At 43.1% G+C, this 17,002-nt stretch carries 16 protein-coding genes; 7 read left to right on the forward strand and 9 right to left on the reverse strand.

Going from position 1 to position 17,002, the window contains the following annotated elements; all coding sequences use genetic code 11:
- The first annotated feature begins 34 nt into the window (after positions 1-34).
- The 5 genes from HRM2_RS03885 (at position 35) to HRM2_RS03905 (ending at position 6,007) form a co-directional block, all read left to right on the forward strand.
- Complete coding sequence (locus HRM2_RS03885; RefSeq protein ID WP_083776508.1) at positions 35-1,609, forward strand: BCCT family transporter; 1,575 nt, start codon at positions 35-37, stop codon at positions 1,607-1,609.
- Between the two features lie 398 nt (positions 1,610-2,007).
- Positions 2,008-3,141, forward strand: coding sequence for a double-cubane-cluster-containing anaerobic reductase (locus tag HRM2_RS03890; protein ID WP_012663151.1), 1,134 nt, complete (start codon positions 2,008-2,010; stop codon positions 3,139-3,141).
- A 39-nt stretch (positions 3,142-3,180) separates the two neighbouring features.
- On the forward strand, positions 3,181-4,317 hold the full coding sequence (locus HRM2_RS03895) for a CmpA/NrtA family ABC transporter substrate-binding protein (protein WP_012663152.1): 1,137 nt from the start codon (positions 3,181-3,183) through the stop codon (positions 4,315-4,317).
- Positions 4,318-4,322: 5 nt separating this feature from the next.
- Positions 4,323-5,225, forward strand: coding sequence for an ABC transporter permease (locus HRM2_RS03900; RefSeq protein ID WP_012663153.1), 903 nt, complete (start codon positions 4,323-4,325; stop codon positions 5,223-5,225).
- Positions 5,225-6,007 (forward strand): ABC transporter ATP-binding protein, encoded by a 783-nt coding sequence (locus HRM2_RS03905; RefSeq protein WP_012663154.1) that lies wholly within the window; start codon positions 5,225-5,227, stop codon positions 6,005-6,007. Before HRM2_RS03900 ends, HRM2_RS03905 begins: the two co-directional genes overlap by 1 nt.
- Before the next feature lie 465 nt (positions 6,008-6,472).
- Here the strand turns inward: HRM2_RS03905 and HRM2_RS03910 are convergent, their stop codons facing one another.
- The 5 genes from HRM2_RS03910 to HRM2_RS03930 form a co-directional block, all read right to left on the reverse strand.
- A complete protein-coding gene (locus tag HRM2_RS03910) occupies positions 6,473-7,141 on the reverse strand; it encodes an ATP-binding protein (RefSeq protein WP_041273016.1) in 669 nt (222 codons plus the stop codon).
- Position 7,142: 1 nt separating this feature from the next.
- Positions 7,143-8,831, reverse strand: a complete 1,689-nt coding sequence (locus HRM2_RS03915) for an integrase (RefSeq protein ID WP_012663098.1) — start codon at positions 8,829-8,831, stop codon at positions 7,143-7,145.
- Positions 8,818-9,399 (reverse strand): hypothetical protein, encoded by a 582-nt coding sequence (locus tag HRM2_RS03920; protein WP_012663155.1) that lies wholly within the window; start codon positions 9,397-9,399, stop codon positions 8,818-8,820. The genes HRM2_RS03915 and HRM2_RS03920 overlap by 14 nt, the downstream gene beginning before the upstream one ends.
- A complete protein-coding gene (locus HRM2_RS03925; RefSeq protein WP_012663013.1) occupies positions 9,399-9,770 on the reverse strand; it encodes a CHC2 zinc finger domain-containing protein in 372 nt (123 codons plus the stop codon). The genes HRM2_RS03920 and HRM2_RS03925 overlap by 1 nt, the downstream gene beginning before the upstream one ends.
- A 300-nt stretch (positions 9,771-10,070) precedes the next feature.
- Positions 10,071-10,469, reverse strand: a complete 399-nt coding sequence (locus HRM2_RS03930) for a hypothetical protein (RefSeq protein ID WP_012663014.1) — start codon at positions 10,467-10,469, stop codon at positions 10,071-10,073.
- A gap of 509 nt (positions 10,470-10,978) precedes the next feature.
- Here HRM2_RS03930 and HRM2_RS03935 point away from each other — a divergent pair.
- Positions 10,979-11,650, forward strand: coding sequence for an exostosin domain-containing protein (locus HRM2_RS03935; RefSeq protein WP_041273036.1), 672 nt, complete (start codon positions 10,979-10,981; stop codon positions 11,648-11,650).
- 35 nt (positions 11,651-11,685) lie between these two features.
- On the opposite strand, the gene HRM2_RS03940 is transcribed toward HRM2_RS03935, so the two are convergent.
- From HRM2_RS03940 to HRM2_RS03960, 4 genes are all read right to left on the reverse strand, one after another.
- Positions 11,686-12,654, reverse strand: coding sequence for a UDP-glucuronic acid decarboxylase family protein (locus HRM2_RS03940; protein WP_012663157.1), 969 nt, complete (start codon positions 12,652-12,654; stop codon positions 11,686-11,688).
- Between the two features lie 1,052 nt (positions 12,655-13,706).
- Positions 13,707-15,056, reverse strand: coding sequence for an FAD-dependent oxidoreductase (locus HRM2_RS03950; protein ID WP_012663159.1), 1,350 nt, complete (start codon positions 15,054-15,056; stop codon positions 13,707-13,709).
- Positions 15,057-15,168: 112 nt separating this feature from the next.
- Complete coding sequence (locus tag HRM2_RS03955) at positions 15,169-15,666, reverse strand: hypothetical protein (protein ID WP_012663160.1); 498 nt, start codon at positions 15,664-15,666, stop codon at positions 15,169-15,171.
- 485 nt (positions 15,667-16,151) lie between these two features.
- Positions 16,152-16,745, reverse strand: a complete 594-nt coding sequence (locus HRM2_RS03960; protein WP_187149329.1) for a TetR/AcrR family transcriptional regulator — start codon at positions 16,743-16,745, stop codon at positions 16,152-16,154.
- Here HRM2_RS03960 and HRM2_RS28270 point away from each other — a divergent pair.
- Entirely contained in the window at positions 16,725-16,982 is a 258-nt protein-coding gene (locus HRM2_RS28270) for a nitroreductase family protein (protein ID WP_083776511.1), read from the forward strand. The genes HRM2_RS03960 and HRM2_RS28270 overlap by 21 nt on opposite strands.
- Positions 16,983-17,002: the final 20 nt, after the last annotated feature.

The raw sequence follows: 17,002 nt of genomic DNA on the forward strand, positions 1-17,002 counted from the left end.
CTCTCCTGATATTGATAAAAATATAAAAAACGATATGAAGAAAACTATGGTCAATAATTTTCAAAAAACACACAAAGAGGTTATTATGAGCATCGAAACAAAAGTTCAAAAAAGAAAATCAAAAATTGACGGCTGGCTGTTTTTTCCGCCGTTGATTTTCATTGCTGCCCTGGTTGTTTGGGTCATAAGAGATCCAGTAAGGGCAGGAAAGAGTATGTCTTCTGCTTTTAGCTTTGTTACCAATCAAATGGGGTGGTTTTTTGAATGGTACATTCTCTCCGCAATGGCAATTTGTATTTTTCTTTGCGTTTCCCCACTTGGGAAAAAGCATTTTGGAGCTGAAGAACCGGAATATTCAACTTTTGCATGGTTGGGTATGGTCTTTACTGCCGTTGCGGGTTTCGGTGTATTAACATGGACCTCCATCGAATGGTTCTATTATGCCCAAACTCCTGCTTGGGGGTTAGAACCATATAGCGTAGAGGCTATGGAGTATGCTGCGCTCTATCCTATATTCCATTGGGGACCCTTTGGTTTTATCATTGCTACTCTTGCCGGTGTCCTCTATGCATATCAATTTTATGTACGTGAAAATAACGATGTCCGCCCCAGTGCTTCATGTGTTTCCATTCTAGGAGAAAAACACACAAATGGTGCCATTGGAAAAATTATGGATGCCTTGTTTGTAATTGCCCTTCTTTGCTCTGTCGTAACTTGTGTTGGTGTGAACGTACCAACGTTTTTTGGCATCGTTTCCCGTGTCTTCGGGGTTCAACCTACTTTTGCAGTGCAGGCCGGAATCATCATGTTATGGTCCATTTTAATGGCGTTTCTATTGTATACCGGGTTGAAAAAAGGGATTCGTTTTTTCAGTAATGTTCGTGTAATCGTTGGTTTTGGGGTATTGATTTTTCTGTTGTTCGTTGGCCCCACCGCTTACCTGTGTAACAGTTTTACCGATAGTGTTGGTGTATACATTCAAAGCAGCTGGCGTTTGATTTTAAATACGGATATTTTCGGGAAGTCCGGTACCCCGCAAAACTGGACCGTATTCTATTGGTGCTGGTATATTGTACTCGCATTAGCAAACGGCATCTTTTTTGCTAAAATATCTAAGGGACGAACGGTTCGAGAATTAGTGATTGGCTCCATCTTGGCGCAAACGGTCGGCTCTTGGTTATTCTTTGCCATTTTCCAAAATTATTGTATTTATATTTTTCAAAACAATACCATCGACCTTGGAGGGATTATTGCTACTTCCGGTCAGGGAGAGGCGATTGTATCTCTATGGGACTACTTCCCCTTTGCAAAATTCCTATTCCCCATTCTGATGGTTTATGGATTCATTTCCATGCAGACATTGCTAAACGGAAATTGCTTTAGCATGGCAGTTGCGACCTCAAAACGTCTTCCTGATGGAGAAGAACCCCCGATTTGGGTGCGTATTTTCTGGTCTATTGGGATTGGCTTAATCGCAATTTCATTGTTGCTGATTGGTGGCATTCAACCGGCACAAACCGTTTCAATTGTTAGTGCCGTACCACTCACTCTCGTTATTGCAGTTATGGTTTGGGCCTTTTTGAAAGATAGCCATAAGAGATGGGGATGACCAAGGATTTTCTCTCTTGAAATATATTTCAGGCAAGAAGTCGAATAGAAAGAAGGTCGATAATAAATGAACAAGAAATATGGAAAAGTAGATCTCCACATTTATATAGATTGCAATGTTTTCTGTGCAGGAATCGGTGCCGTTTTTACCTTGATGTATAGATAGGGCCGATAGGAAGATGACTTTTAGTCAATAAACGTATGAAAAATGATTAAAGCGTTAAAAGATGCATTCAAACAGGCACTGACACAACATTTTGTGTCAGTGCCTGCCTTGTTTCGCATATAAAATTTCTATTCACTCCTAAAGTTTTATTGAAATAAGCGTTTTGACATTTTTGTACAATCCCCATAGATATCTGGGCTTAATATCCTTTAACTGAGACTTGGGGTGAATACATGAATCTTAAACCGTTTCTTTCTTTTTCAGAAATCAGCATTGCTGAGCTTGATGAATGGAAAAATCAAGGCGGAAAAATAGCAGGGATCTATTGCATTTATGCTCCCTATGAACTCATCCGGGCCGCCGGTATTGTCCCGGTAGGCCTGTGTGGTAAAAAGCAGGCACCCATCAAAGATGCGGAAAGGGAACTTCCTGCCAGTTTATGTCCCTTGATCAAGTCAAGCTATGGATATGCAGTGACCGACACCTGCTCTTTTTTCAGTTTTTCAGACATCCTTGTTGCCGAAACAACCTGTGACGGTAAAAAGAAAATGTACGAGTTGATGAAAGAGCTCAAACCTTTGCATTTGATGCATCTTCCCCACACCCAGCAAGGCAATGCCGCCTTTGCCTATTGGATGGAGGGTCTTAGAGAACTTGAACGCTTCTTGTTTGAATGCTCTGGAGTTGCCGTCACTGAAGAAAGTCTGCAACATCAGATCCGGCAGCAGAATGAAATTCGAAAAGCCCTTTGGGACATATCCCTTCTGGCCGCGGACCGACGCTCTCCCCTGACGGCAATGGACATGCTGGCTGTACATGAAAGTAAAAGTTTTTGTGTGCACCCTGAAACCTACCTTGCGCAATTAGCAACCCTGAAGATTGAGCTGGAAACCTTTTTAAGCCAGCCCGACCTTCCGGACCAGGGTGGGGTTCGTATTCTGCTCACCGGATGTCCGGTGGGCAAAGGATCTGAAAAAGTCATCCGGATTGCCCAGCACCTTGGGGCCCGGATCGTTGCCATGGAGAACTGCTCCGGACTCAAGGGCATGACATTGGCGGTGGATGAAACCGGAGATCCCCGTGAGTCCATTGCCCGCCGATACCTTAAAATCCCCTGTTCCTGCATGACACCCAACCCCCATCGACCGGAATCCATCCGGGAAATAGCAGACCTTTACAAGGTCGATGCCGTTTTGGATATGACCTGGCTGGGATGTCACACATACAATGCTGAATCCACTACCCTCCAAAGGTTTGTCGAAGACACCCTCGAGCTGAATTTTTTGCATATCGAAACCGACTATTCCGAATCCGATGAAGGACAACTTCAGACCCGGATCGAAGCCTTGATTGAATTATCCGAGTAACAAGTAATTTTATTTAATATAATAACGGAGAGACCAACGATGAACAACAAAACCACCCTTTTAAAAAAAACATGTACCTTTATAGCCTTCCTGGCACTGGTATTTTGCCTGGGAACAAGCCCCCTCCATGCCGCCAACAATAAAATCCCCAGCCTGTACCTGGGGTATATTTTTACCACCCACCACACCCCCCTGATGGTTGCCGCTTTAAAAGGGGAAGCCCTTAAGGAATCCGGGGCATATCTGACCACCATGGTTCCCCGGCAAAAATACAAAATCATGTCTGCCGATGGGACTCCCCTGGCCGTGCTCAATCTTATTGTTTCTAAAAGCGGCTCCGAGACATCCACCCTTTTTGCCATGAACCGCCTGGATTTCGGTCTTGCCTCCAGCACCGCCTTTATGAGCGGTATTGACAAGGGGTCTAAAATTAAAATTTTGTGTCCCCTTCATGTGGATGGCATGAGCATGGTTTTTCCTGCTGACAGCAAAAGTACCGGATATGAAGCTGTTTCTGCGGCCATCAAAAATTCTAAAAACCCGTTCAAGATAGGTTATCACTCCCCCACCAGCGCTCCCCGTGTGGTTTTTGAAGGGGCATTGCACAATGCCGGATATACGATCACAGGTAATCCCAATGATGTCGATGCCGATATCCTGATGGTGGATCTCAAATCCACCGCAAACCTGATTCCGGCCCTGCTCAGCGGTCAGGTTGATTGCTGGGTGGGACCGGCACCCCATCCTGCCGTGGCTGAATACAAACATGTCGGCCATATCGGTCTTTCTTCCAGAGATCTGCCCCCCAAAGGCCAATGGACCGACTTTCCCTGCTGTGTCATGGGAACCAGTGAGCAGATGATTGCCGAACAACCTGAAGTTGTCCAGGCCATGACTGATTTGATGACCCTGGCCGCAAGATGGTGCAATACCAATAAGCTTGAAGCCGCTAAAATTTCAGCCGACTGGATTGGCGTTCCAAAAGAAGCTGTTGAAAAATCCACTATCATCTATACCACGGATCCCACTGAAAACTGGATGAAGGGGGAAGGGGTATTTCTGGATATGCTCAACAGCATGAATAAATTCAAAGGAAGTATGAAGGATACGGATCTTGCAGCAGCAACGCCCATTCTTTATGATTTCTCATTTGTTCGAAAAAGTCTGGCCAGATAAACCCCATGGCAATTTTATCCAATACCGAAAATTTTTGGGGTAGCTTTGGCAGTGTTTTTTCCACAGTCGATATCAAGCAATATGTCGTGTCCTTGGTGATACCGGTTCTTGCCCCTATATTTCTGATCTTTTTATGGCTTGTTCTTGCTTCCAGAATAGACAACCAGGTGATCCTGCCCGGTGTATGGGAGGTGGGCACACTCCTTTTTCACCCCACACAGGATATGATCGGCATGGGATCCCTTGCCAGCAACGTACTGGTGAGCCTGGTTCGTGTGGTTATGGGGTATTCAATTGCTGGAGCAATAGCCGTTCCCCTGGGGGTGGTCATGGGATACTATGGACTGGCTTTCCGTTTTTTTAACGGATTTTTAAGCCTGTTCAGGCCCATCCCCCCCCTTGCCTGGGTTCCTTTGGTCATGGCCTGGTTCGGCATTGCAAGCCTGGCTACCCTCACCGGGGTTGAAACAGGAAAAAGTTTTATCTACCTGAACAACATCAAATTCTCCATGCTGTTCATTATTTTCATCGGCGCCTTTTACCCCATTCTTACCGCCACCATCCATGGTGTGAGAAATGTCAGCGTCACCCTCATTGATTCGGCCAGGGTCCTTGGTGCCAGTGAAAACCAGATTTTTAGAAAAATTTTGATCCCAGCCGCCATGCCCTCAATTATAACCGGGATGCGGATCGGCCTTGGCATTGCATGGATGTGTCTTGTCTCAGCAGAAATGCTGCCAGGTTCACTTTCCGGTATCGGCTATATGATCACCCACGCCTTTACCCTTGCCTCAACCGATATTGTCATCGCAGGAATGATCTCAATCGGAGTTGTCGGAGGGCTCATGGATATGGTTTTCCGACACATTGAACTTAAAAAGTTTTCATGGCGTAAACAGGCAGAATAATGAATGAAGAACACCAGGAAATAATAGGCATCAAAGGTCTTTCCAAGACGTTTACCACCCAGAAAGGAGATCAATTCCTTGCAGTGGATAATATCAGCCTGAAGATCTTTAAAAATTCTTTTACCTGTATTGTAGGTCCCTCCGGCTGCGGGAAATCAACCCTTCTGCGCATCACGGCTGGTCTTGAACAAGCTTCAGCAGGAACGGTTCATTATGCCGCCTCCCCGGTAACAAAACCCTGTGCTCAAATCGGGCTCGTGTTCCAGGAATATTCTCTTTTCCCCTGGATGACGGTTCTGGACAATGTGGCTGCAGGGCCAGAGTTTGCAAATGTTGACAAAAAAAAGCGCCACCATGATGCCATGGGCTACATTTCAATGGTCAACATGGAGGCGTTTAAGGACGCATACCCCCATGAGCTTTCTGGAGGAATGCGACAGCGGGTTGCCATTGCAAGGGCTTTGGCCAATGAGCCGGATGTACTGCTCATGGACGAACCCTTTGGCGCACTGGACGCCCACACCCGTATCCTGCTCCAGCAAGAACTATTACGGGTGTGGGAGCTGACCCATAAAACCATTGTTTTGGTTACCCATAGCGTGGATGAAGCCGTGTTTCTGGCCGATGAGATTCTGGTCATGTCCTGCCGCCCCGGGCAGATTCGCAAAACAATTCAGGTGGACATGGAACGTCCCCGGAGCCGGGCCAATCCAAAATTCGGAGCACTGACAGATGATATTCTCAGGGAACTGAGCGATGGGATGGTAACATCAAAACCCTAACTCGCAAAAAAAAACCGTCGGGTAAATCCACGTCTCTTTTTATCGTGCATTAAAGTTTAATCGTATGGGTGATAAGATGCAAATACTCTAACGCTTTTTATCTGCCCTGTTTTTATAAAAAAGGCCTCAATAACATTTATAATCAGCTACTTGCATAGCATTGGCCCTAATCGTGTTTTCGCAAAATACTCTAACGCTTCAAATAAACATCATTTTTTACAGTAGGTTAATGCTATTTTATAGCAGTGTTGCACGGAATGTGTATTTCAAAAATCAGTCAATGAAGTTTGAGAAGTTGTAAACAAAAATAGACCATTCGCTAAAAAAGCGTAATGGTCTATCCTGATTTAATTATCTTGTCCGAGGTATCTAATCTGGACGATCTAAAGTTTTAGAACAGCAAAATCAGTCCTTTCTGGCCTCACATTATTTCTTGGTGAAATTTTTCCATGTGCCTTATGTTCGTTATTGAGGAGGAAGATCAGAGAGAAATTCCAAGGCAAGATTGATGTCAACAAAGGTGTATTTCAACTCCTTTGCTCTGTCCCTGCAGTCTGTACAAATTTCTCTGAATTTTCTCATATCGCCTTTGGTCGTCATATAAATCTGTTCAATGGCCTCCTGTTCAATATCCTTGTACTCGACAATGAAATCTTCTACCACAATCGGGTATAGAATAAGCGTTTTCAAGCGGCTGAGGATGTCTGGATGCTCGCGGGTTAAAAAGGTCCTCACCTTTGGTAATCCTGCAAATACAATGGGAACACCGGCATCGATAACCCTTTTGAGGTAGGGCCAGACCCGGGGATCAAGATCGTTTGCCTCGTCGATTAAAATAAAGCAGTTGGACAGACTGCATATCATTTCCAAATATTGAGGGGTTCGCCGGTAGGTGGCGATTGTGTCGTAATTTAGCTTCTTTAAAATCGATGCCAGGGTTTCATGTATGTTGAACAGTGACTCCACCCAGACGGCATGAAGTTTTTTCGGTTGCAGCAATTTCAAGAAACGGGTTTTACCCACGCCATAATCACCCTCGATCAAGACGCTCTGCCTACGATAGATTCGGTTATATGTGGCCCCCAGATAAGAAATGCGGCGTTTGTCATTTATAAAATCTTCTTTTCGTTTCATGTCATATTTCTCCAGAAAACGCATACGGTGCCACATGGATTCTTCGATAATGGCTTTCACAATCGAGAATAAAAGCATTGAACAGCACTGCCCCTTTTATATTCGTGGGTTGCTGCATCTTTTTTATATAGGTGGTGTATCTTTTCTGGTTATGCTGAAGGATTTGCTTTGCCATGGGCATGGAAAGACCTTTTTTATAATTTTTAATCAGGAGGGGCCGATCGACGACCATGCTGTTGTGCTCCAAAAAGGCGATGATCTGATCCAGCTCATTTTTGTCCGGCAATATGGTCAATACTTTTAACGGCTTTTCAAAGGGCTTTCGGGCAAGGGCTTCTCCCCAAAAAATACCATCCTCCCTGGGCTCAAAAAGGAAAAGCTTGTCATTGTATCTGGATATCTGAACGGGTGTACTTTTATGGGAGCTGAACTTGTCTACACCCATGGTCACATAGTAATCCTGATTTTCAAATCTGATGGTCTTCTGCTTTGATACCGTGGCTTTTGTTTTTCTAAATCCATATTTCATGTGCTCCTTGACCTGATCAGTACAAAAGGTCAGTGTGCTGGTAAATGTTTTAAAAAAGTCTGTGAGCTTTTTATCCGGCACCCAGGCACTGACTTTTCCTTTTTCAGAGAAATAGTGGCGTGTACAGTTGTGTTCATGGCGATATTTCTCCATAAGTGAGCTTGTTTTTAACTCATCCAAATTTATATCAAGGAGGGTAACGGTGATTTTTTCTTGTTTTCCTTTTTTGAAGATGTACCCGGGCTCTGTCTTTACGATCCTTTTTTCAAACGCCTTGATGATTCGGATTTCAAAATTATGAAGGCTGCGGTGGGATGATTCCAGGTGAGCCTTATCCTTGGGAGCATGGATCCTTGAGAAATCAGGTTCCATATAAAACCCGTTCGGGGTGGAATGTTTCAAATTCAAGTCGTTGATGGGGCGCTTAAGATTTAAAAAGCCCTTGGCATTATCCGGCCGGATACGAATCTTTTTTTGGGGAAATGGCCTATCCAGTAAAAATTTGGTGAACAGGTTCACGGAGTTCCAACTGCTTTCGGAAAAATACGCATCCAGGACAAACATATAACGAGAGCCCGTATCATAAAATTCTATGACCTGGGGCTTTTGCCAATGACCCTTGTCGTTTCTGATCTTAAAATATCTAAAAATACAGCCATCCATCTGGATCAGATCAAACACCGGTTCTGGTTTAAAACTATTTTTGACCGGAATATCGTCCTCGAAATCTGGTTTATTCAAATATGATTTGAGGTTTTCACGGTAAACACAGTGCCTGAGGGCATGGATGGAGATCCTCTTTTTGAACTCTTTCTCAAGCCAGTGGTGATAATTTTTAATGGTTCTTGCCTTATGGGTAATAAAGATGAACCGTTGGCTTGACGGATCACACGACTCTTTTACCATTTCTATAAAACGTCTGCGGACCTGTTCGGAGAAAGAACGGGGACGTCCACTGCACTTGCGGCCCTCCATGACCTTCTTTTCCACAAGTAGGAGTGGCCCCGGAATAATGCCGGTTTTTTGATATTGATCTTTGTAATATTTTTTACTTGCTCGTTTGGCCGAGCCTTTTTTGTTCATGATCTTTTTATGGAGCAAAAGATTGAAACGGTCATCAAGCGTCAGAGTAGGTATGACCTTCAGGTTATCCGTGTCCATTGCCGTTCTCCCTTGTCAATATTTTTTCCCGAATGACCCGGTTCCACAATAGCCCAGCCTGGCGAGATGTCTTTTGCCAGTGATCCTGTTGGGCCAGTCGAACCTGGTCAAGCATTGCCTGGACAGCATCCATATAGGCTTTGCTGACCTGATCGGTTAAATCCACAGGTTCGTCTTTACTGCCGGTGTCGTTTTCTTTTGCGGAATCAATGAACTGTTTGATGTTTGGTGCGGTTATCTCCATGGCGGTTTTTAAAAATGCCTTCCATATTTTACGCTGTTCGATGGGATCCAATGGGGCCAGGGGGCGCACCTGGGATTCATTGTTGGGAAGAATGTCTCCAATTGGAGACAGATTGTTGATAACCTTATAGGATTCTATCAGGCGATAAGCTTGGGCTCTGCCCATATCCCAGCGCACTCTGGCATAAGTTTCAAAACTACTGAAAAGATTGAGTTTATACAGCCGGGTATCTTTTATCTCTTTCAGAGCTTTGCCTATTTCATGGAAATGACTCTGATTACGGGCAATAAGATTCTCCAGACGGGTCAACCGATCCTGTTCCATTATCCTAATCCTCCCGGCATGGTCTGGCCGATGCCTCCGATAAAATTTTGCAACCCCTGTCTGGCATCTTTGTTCTGATTCGGAACTTTGACCATCAGGCGTTTTAAGAACAGAACGCTCTCTTTAAACCCGATTCTCTGAACAGTCATCACAAGATCGATGGTGTTGAAGTTTTTTTCACATCGAAAGCACCGGGCCAGGTTGGTGGCTGGGTTTATGGCTGTCTGGAATTCATTACAGATCGGGCACAGAAAACGGAAAAAGCCTTCACTGATTTTTGATGGCATTTCCAGTTGCTCCCTTATCAACATCTCCACAGGGATAAAATTTCTTAATTCAAACAACTCTTGGGATGAAAATTTTTTTGGCATGAGTCCTCACATTTGTCGGGGTTATCAAGGCACTTTGCCTTAAGCTCAAGGCAAGGTGTAAAAATCCTATTTTTAAACTACTATAATAGCCCCATCCTTGTCTGTTGTGTCTTAAACACCCTTATGTATTAGTCTGTTCGTATCTCCTTTATTTACAGAGGTTTAGGTTAATGATGCGTCTTAAAACCCTAAGTCGATTACTTTGTTGGGATATCAATGAATTACAGTTGGTTAAGTCTATGATGCGTCTTGAAACTCCGATTCGATTAGTCGAGGTTTTTATCCATAAACACCCCCCCCCTATCTGAACGCAGTTTTTGAATCGTATGACTGATTCAGAATCTGCCAAGCTACATATTGGATGACGATCATATTTCTTGTTCCATACTCGTTTTCTAAAATTTCATATGGCAATACGGGCTTTGCCAGGCAGTTGGGCGGGGGGTGTTCATGGGGAGGTATGCTGGATTTAAATTCCTTAGAAGATTCTTCCTCAATCTTTTCTAATTTTTTACCCAGATAGTTATTTTTAAAATATTCACCGTTTTTTTTGTTCCATTTTTGACAGTTTCTTCGGTGCTGTTCAGTTTTGCAGGCAGACCTTCCACATGTTGTCTGTCGTCCTTTTTGGCGGACATCCGGCTTAAACCATTTGCGGCAAATACAGCAGGGGCGTTTTCCACTTGAACTTTTTGCCATTATATTTTCTCCAAATTTAAATCTGGATGAAAATATAGCCCTAAAAATTGATTTTGTCGTAAAAGCGGCGGGGTAAGCGGGGTATGATTTATTTTCTATTTGGCGGGGTATTTGCGGCGGGCTGCCCTAATCATAGCGTTATAGTATTTTGCGAACGATTTGGGGGGTAGGCGTTAGAGTATTCGCATCTTAACATATGGGTATGGATTAATTTTTGTTCAGAGGGTTGTTTTAATAGATGACGCCATGAAAAGTTGAACGATCTTGTGTTTTAAATGCTCAGCCGTGGGAAGATCCCCCGGGTTTTGAGTGGCAGTGATGCCACTCTTGAGCAACTAAAAATTTGATAATCGAGTTTCAGGATTAGACTCATACCGCTTGACAAGTTGTTTACATTATCATTTTTATTGAGTAATAATAGAAAGATAAGTTTCGTGTTAAGTTGTTCCAGAAGATGTTGGAATACCATTTTATTGGATAGCAGAAAAGATAAAATGATAGGAGTCAGAATGAATACATATTACAACTTTTCTCCAAAACTATCAATGTGGTACCATGAAGCAAAGAGAGAGAAAAACTATTTCCGGCATTTCCTATCTTGTCTATTGAAGAATCCTATCTGTCAGGATTTTGCCCTATATCCCAAACGCTTCTACAAAGCAATTGAGCAATTTGATCATAATAAAACAATCGATTTCTGTTTCATCGGTGGTTTTAAAACTGATGAAAAGACACAAAAAAATAGAAGTTGGATATTAGATTTCATTAAATTCAATTTTAACGAATCCTCTTATCTTCAATTCACAGATAAGATTACTAAAAAAAACTATCAAAACATGGGAAGTTTTGACTATACTCTTCGTAACGTAGGTTTCGTTCCTAAAGAACATCCCGTGAAAATTCGAAACTCTTTCGATGACAATTATTTCAGGAAAATGGCTGCGAGTAAATTCACATTGTGTCCTGCAGGAGACAATTTCTGGAGCATGCGCTTTTATGAAGCGCTCATGTGCAAATCGATCCCAATTGTAAAAGAAAGAAATGAGACGTTTAGATCTAAAGCAGAGTCTGAATTAGACTATAAATTCTACTTCTCAAATGAGCAATTTGTATTCAATGAAAACTGGGTAGAACATAATTATAAGCTTTTTTTAAAGTATCATACACTCGAGAATCGCTGAATGCAGCCTATCCCAAATTGAAGAGTACAATCTTATCAAGCTCCATTGAAACTTGTTTGTAAATCACTATTTAACAAGTTTCTAAAATAATCAATCGTTTTCAGAAGACCTTCTTCCAGGCTAATTTGAGCTTTCCAACCTAGTATTTTTTCAGCCTTAACAATATTTGGACACCTGATCTGCGGATCATCCAGAGGTAATACTTTGAATACAATACCTGATGTTGATCCGGATAATTTAATTATCAATTCAGCTAATTCTATAATGGTAGTTTCATTATTATTGCCAAGATTGACAGGTCCGGTAAAGTCATTAGGACTATTCATTAGACTGGTCAATCCTTCTACAAGATCCTCCACATAGCAGAAACTACGGGTATGATTGCCATCTCCAAAAATTGTCAGATTATCTTTCTTCAAGGCCTGGATTATGAAATTGCTTACAACTCGCCCATCATCTGGCTGCATAAAAGGACCGTAAGTATTGAATATCCGGGCAACTTTTATCTTTAGATTATTCTGTCGGTGATAATCAAAAAAAAGAGTTTCAGCGCACCTTTTCCCTTCATCATAACAGGATCTTATGCCAATTGGATTGACTCTACCCCAGTATTCTTCTACCTGGGGATGAATCTCCGGATCCCCATAAACTTCACTTGTAGAAGCCTGAAGTATTTTAATCTTCAGTTTATTAGCAAGCTCCAACATATTTATTGCACCTGTAACGCAGGTTTTAATTGTTTGAACTGGATCTTCTTGGTAACTTACAGGAGAAGCCGGACAGGCAAGATTATAAATCTCATCAATATCCAAATCCAATGGAATTGTAACATCATGCCTGATAATCTCAAAGTGAGGATTCTTTAGTAATACATTGATATTATTTATATTACCAGTTATGAAATTATCCATGCAGATAACTTCATTATTCATTTCTAATAATTTCATACATAAATGAGAGCCGATAAATCCTGCCCCACCGGTAACAAGTATTTTTTTTTTCATCTTCAACCTTCATCTTCAAATTTCGTATCCGATCCAAACTTTTGATTATCACTATAATCGAGATCAACCTAAATAACAATTAGCTCATATTATTTCCCTGTTTATTTGTTCAGATTTATTTAATCTATTAGAATATTAATTGTCAATTAGTAGTTCATGTTCAGAGAGTGATTTTTAAAATATGTTAGTCCCAAAACAAGCGCGTGTTTAAGAACGATCCTAAAATTGTCTCTTGCCTATTAAAATGTTTTGAGCAATTGATTTCCATCGAAGAATTCATTTTAAAAATACGTACCAATCCATCTGTAATTCATTGGTGGATACAATTTTTAGATACTTTCAATATCAATTTCCTTCTCAGTTCTAAATTATCCTTGATGAAGAGATCTATCCGAGAAAGGGAGTTGATCACAGGCGTGTGGGGATGTTTGCCAAAAATATCCGGGATGGCTTTTTATTTGACCCGGTTGAAATGGAGGCTGTTCTCGACACGCCAGTTGTCTACCTCCTGTTTGATGGGGCCCACTGATGGAGCGCTTATAAGGCAACGGGGCAGCTGAGGTCGAGGCTATCGTCATAACGCAACTGAACGGGACGGATCTACGGTTGTCTGTTGCTGAAAAAGTCATTGGTTCCGCAAAAGCAGACGGAAGATGACGCAAGGGATACTGCCAGACGTGCCTATACCCGAAATCCCGATCTCAGCTCTGGCAAAATCGGAAAGGCCATTGGGCGTTCGAAGCAGACTGTGGACACCTATTTGACAGATCTTCGTGCCGCAACCCAACCAGCTGGACATGAATATTAAGATCTTTCGAATGAATCGCCTTGGTCTCCCCCAGGACCGGATCGCAAAGAGACTGGGACAAACCAGGGATGTGATTCGTGACCATTTGGGGAAATGTCAGGCTCGGAGGTTTCATGTACTTGTTCATCGAATATGACATTCATCATTGGAAATGTGTTTCATCTTAGGATCAAGCCCGGAAAACTGATTGGAAACAGGTTGCAAACCTATTTCCATCATTGTGAATGTGCAAATCATTGAAATCTCACATCTTCACGAGCACTTGCTCCGCAGCAATGCTGATCGGCTCTGCACTCGGCTCCGAAGACAGATCCGGCTGGCCGGCGCACATTATTGAGCAGAGATCGTAAACTGTTTTTCCGCCCAGGATGAGGGCGTTGACGGTGTCTATCTCTTTTACCGGCGCTTCGGAATCGCTCAGTATCTGGCCACCGAGCAGTTTTTTGCTCTTCCTGTCGAACACGAGTTTTATCGTCCAGGGCTTCATCCCTGGCATCATCATGTGCTTGCTCCTTGATTCCACCGTGGCGCACACAGGGTCGTAGCCCTCTTCCCTGGCCCGCGTCTCGGTGAGTCCCGTGAACCCGATGCTTTTATCGAACAATCTCACTACAGCATTGTCAAGCACCCCCGGGAATGGCACATCATACCCTGCCAGTTTTTTGGCAACGTGGCGCCCTGCGATTATGGCGGGGCCGCGAAGTACACCGGGAACGGGCTTTCCGGTAATGAAATGCTTTTTCTCTGCGCAGTCACCCAGGGCAAAAATGTCAGGCTCGGAGGTTTCCATGTACTCGTTCGTCTTTATACCATAGGCACCCGTTTCCAGCCCTATCTGTTTCGCCAGCTCAAGATTCGCCTTCACCCCGACATTCAGAACGATCAAATCCGCCTCCAGCTGCTCATTGTTTTCAAGTACAACCGCAGAAACCGCTTGATCCCGACCGAGAATTTTTGTCACTCTATGTCCCATCTTCATCTTCAGGCCCTTTTCGGTCAGGTACTCCTGAAGTTTTGTACCGAACTCGGCGTCCAGCATCAGCGGCAGGGGATGCTCCAGCATTTCAACAATGGTTATTTCATAGCGCTCTGAAGGAGTGATCAGAAGATTGGAGGCAAGCTCCATGGTTATGAATCCCGCCCCGATAAAAATCATTTTCCGGGGTTTTTTCTTTTCCATGAAATCTAGTATTTTTTCAGCGTCGGACAGGCTCCTAAAGGTGAATACACCGTCCAGATCGCTGCCCTCAATCGGGGGAACCACCGGGGTGGCCCCTGTGGCCATGACCAGCTTGTCGTAGGGAATCTCCCGGGCGTTGGAGAGACGCACTTTTTTCTGCTTTGTGTCCACATGTGTTACTTCATCGACTATGACATTGATGCCGGCGTCGATGAACTTTTTATCCGGATTGACGATGGATTCCCCCGTAACGAGGCCAGACACCACGTACGGTAGCGAACACCGCACGATAAATCGTTTTTCCTTTCTCACAAGCGTAATGTCGATTTTCGGCATGAGTGCCTTGGCCCGCATGGCGGTCGCGAATCCACCTCCACCGCCTCCGATAATCACCAGCCTTTCTCCATTTTTCATATTGTCCTCCTCTTTTATCTATTTTTGACTCAATCATCATTAGAAATGTGATACATCGTAGGATCAAGCCCGGAAAACTGATTGGAGACTGGTTTCAAACCTATCCCCATCATTATGAATTTACAAGCCCCTGAAATACTGTTCTTAAAACCTTCTGGGGAATTTGTCGTTCAAAAAAATCGTCGTAATCGTCGTAATCGTCCTTATCATCTGTTTTTGTACAATAAGCCGTTTCAGACAGACTATCCTTTTGAGGTCTGACTTTTAAGCTCTCCATGACATCCATTATCCCGGAGAGTTTTAGATTCCGGTGTTTATCCATCCATGTGTCGCAACTGTCGTGGCTGCCTGTGAACAAAACATAGAAATCCCGTCCATCTTTAACACAGACAAGCCGAAAACCCTGACCCAGGTCGTACTTTAAACACCTCTTGATCCTGGCATCGCCGTTCCTGGTAAGTTTTCCAGCCCTGACAGGTTTAACTCCCATGAGCAGGGCATTGATGATAGCATCCGCCTTTTTTGCGGCAAAGGCATTTACATTTTCTAGTTCGTTGGCTTCATCAAGCAGTTTTAAAATCTTTGAATTAATATGGATATAATCAATCACAGATACCTCCCATCATACGAGAAATTCAGCCTATAAGCAGCAGGATCATTTGCTGTTTTTATGCTGCCGGCTCTCAATGCGATCTTAGAGACCCAGCAGCCTATCCTCGCTTTCATATAGATTGCTCCTTGTTTTGTTTTATCCACAGAAGTGTCAGGGACTCAGAAATAAATAATTCCTCAATATAGCTTTTCTTTCAGCTCGTCTTCTGCGTTGCATCAAAAGGCACATTATCTATACCCGGTACTGGCTTGTTATCGCAAATTGTTAGTTTTTATAAGTTCTATGAACAGGATAGAAAAATTCGATAATACAACACCCGGCAAAGAAAATGTGCGTGTCTGGACGTTTTGCTGCCGCGGGGAAATCAGGGATTAAAAGTTAACCCTAAAAGAAGGATGGGGCACGGCTGTTATTCACTCTACTTTCGGAGTAGGCATTATTTAATAGTTTAAAATATAAACACATGAAATTAAGGCGGGAGTTTAATTCCAGGAAAGTCTATTGAGGAGTCTGTCAAATATAAACTTAATATTGTTTTTGACAGGACCATAGTTCTTATGGTCCTGCATCATCATAACCGCACCTTCCCATGAATTCTGAATAAAGGCGGCAAGTTCTTCAGGGTCAACACCAGGATCAATTTCTCCTGCATTCTGAGCTTCCCTTATCATCCTTGCATACAGGGCCTGCCACATATCAAACGCATTACGTATTGCAGCACTCATATCAGGGCTGTGATTCATCACTTCATGGTTCAGTTTTGCAACAAGGCAACCGCTTCCGCATTCTTTTTCAGGGTAAAAAGAGAGGCATGATACAAAACTATCTTTTAATCGCTCCAATGGCGTTTTTGACCTGTCTTCAAGAAAAAACCGAATGGTTGCAGCATGTTGACGTGCAAACTCATCTATTACTGCAATCCCGAAATCTTCTTTTGATTTAAAATAATAATAAAAAGACCCCTTGGGTACGCCAACGGAATCAAGGATCTCTTTAATACCAACAGAATGATAACTTTTTTCCTGCATGGCCTCTATACCGGCCTGAATTAATTTTTGCTTTGTATCTTTTTTCATAACCAGAATATTAGACCTGTTGTCTATAAAATTAATTATCAATGCAACGCAGCCCACGCCCTTGGTCTGGGAACAGTCGTTGTGGGCTGGTTTGATCATGATAAGGCCGCTGACATATTGGGCCTGCCTGGGGGGTATGAACTGGTAAGTCTGATACCTGCAGGTTATCCCGACCAAAAAGGCAGCTCTCCTAAAAGAAGGGAAATAAAGGATTTCATCCATGAAAATATCTTTTAAAAAAAGAGGACAAAAAACAT

The sequence above is a fragment of the Desulforapulum autotrophicum HRM2 genome (assembly GCF_000020365.1).
Classification (GTDB): domain Bacteria; phylum Desulfobacterota; class Desulfobacteria; order Desulfobacterales; family Desulfobacteraceae; genus Desulforapulum; species Desulforapulum autotrophicum.

Coding starts and splice junctions, on each gene's coding strand:
- HRM2_RS03885 (WP_083776508.1), top strand. CDS start 35: ATGAAGAAAACTATGGTCAATAATTTTCAAAAAACACACAAAGAGGTT.
- HRM2_RS03890 (WP_012663151.1), top strand. CDS start 2,008: ATGAATCTTAAACCGTTTCTTTCTTTTTCAGAAATCAGCATTGCTGAG.
- HRM2_RS03895 (WP_012663152.1), top strand. CDS start 3,181: ATGAACAACAAAACCACCCTTTTAAAAAAAACATGTACCTTTATAGCC.
- HRM2_RS03900 (WP_012663153.1), top strand. CDS start 4,323: ATGGCAATTTTATCCAATACCGAAAATTTTTGGGGTAGCTTTGGCAGT.
- HRM2_RS03905 (WP_012663154.1), top strand. CDS start 5,225: ATGAATGAAGAACACCAGGAAATAATAGGCATCAAAGGTCTTTCCAAG.
- HRM2_RS03910 (WP_041273016.1), bottom strand. CDS start 7,141: ATGAAACGAAAAGAAGATTTTATAAATGACAAACGCCGCATTTCTTAT.
- HRM2_RS03915 (WP_012663098.1), bottom strand. CDS start 8,831: ATGGACACGGATAACCTGAAGGTCATACCTACTCTGACGCTTGATGAC.
- HRM2_RS03920 (WP_012663155.1), bottom strand. CDS start 9,399: ATGGAACAGGATCGGTTGACCCGTCTGGAGAATCTTATTGCCCGTAAT.
- HRM2_RS03925 (WP_012663013.1), bottom strand. CDS start 9,770: ATGCCAAAAAAATTTTCATCCCAAGAGTTGTTTGAATTAAGAAATTTT.
- HRM2_RS03930 (WP_012663014.1), bottom strand. CDS start 10,469: ATGGCAAAAAGTTCAAGTGGAAAACGCCCCTGCTGTATTTGCCGCAAA.
- HRM2_RS03935 (WP_041273036.1), top strand. CDS start 10,979: ATGAATACATATTACAACTTTTCTCCAAAACTATCAATGTGGTACCAT.
- HRM2_RS03940 (WP_012663157.1), bottom strand. CDS start 12,654: ATGAAAAAAAAAATACTTGTTACCGGTGGGGCAGGATTTATCGGCTCT.
- HRM2_RS03950 (WP_012663159.1), bottom strand. CDS start 15,056: ATGAAAAATGGAGAAAGGCTGGTGATTATCGGAGGCGGTGGAGGTGGA.
- HRM2_RS03960 (WP_187149329.1), bottom strand. CDS start 16,745: ATGAAAAAAGATACAAAGCAAAAATTAATTCAGGCCGGTATAGAGGCC.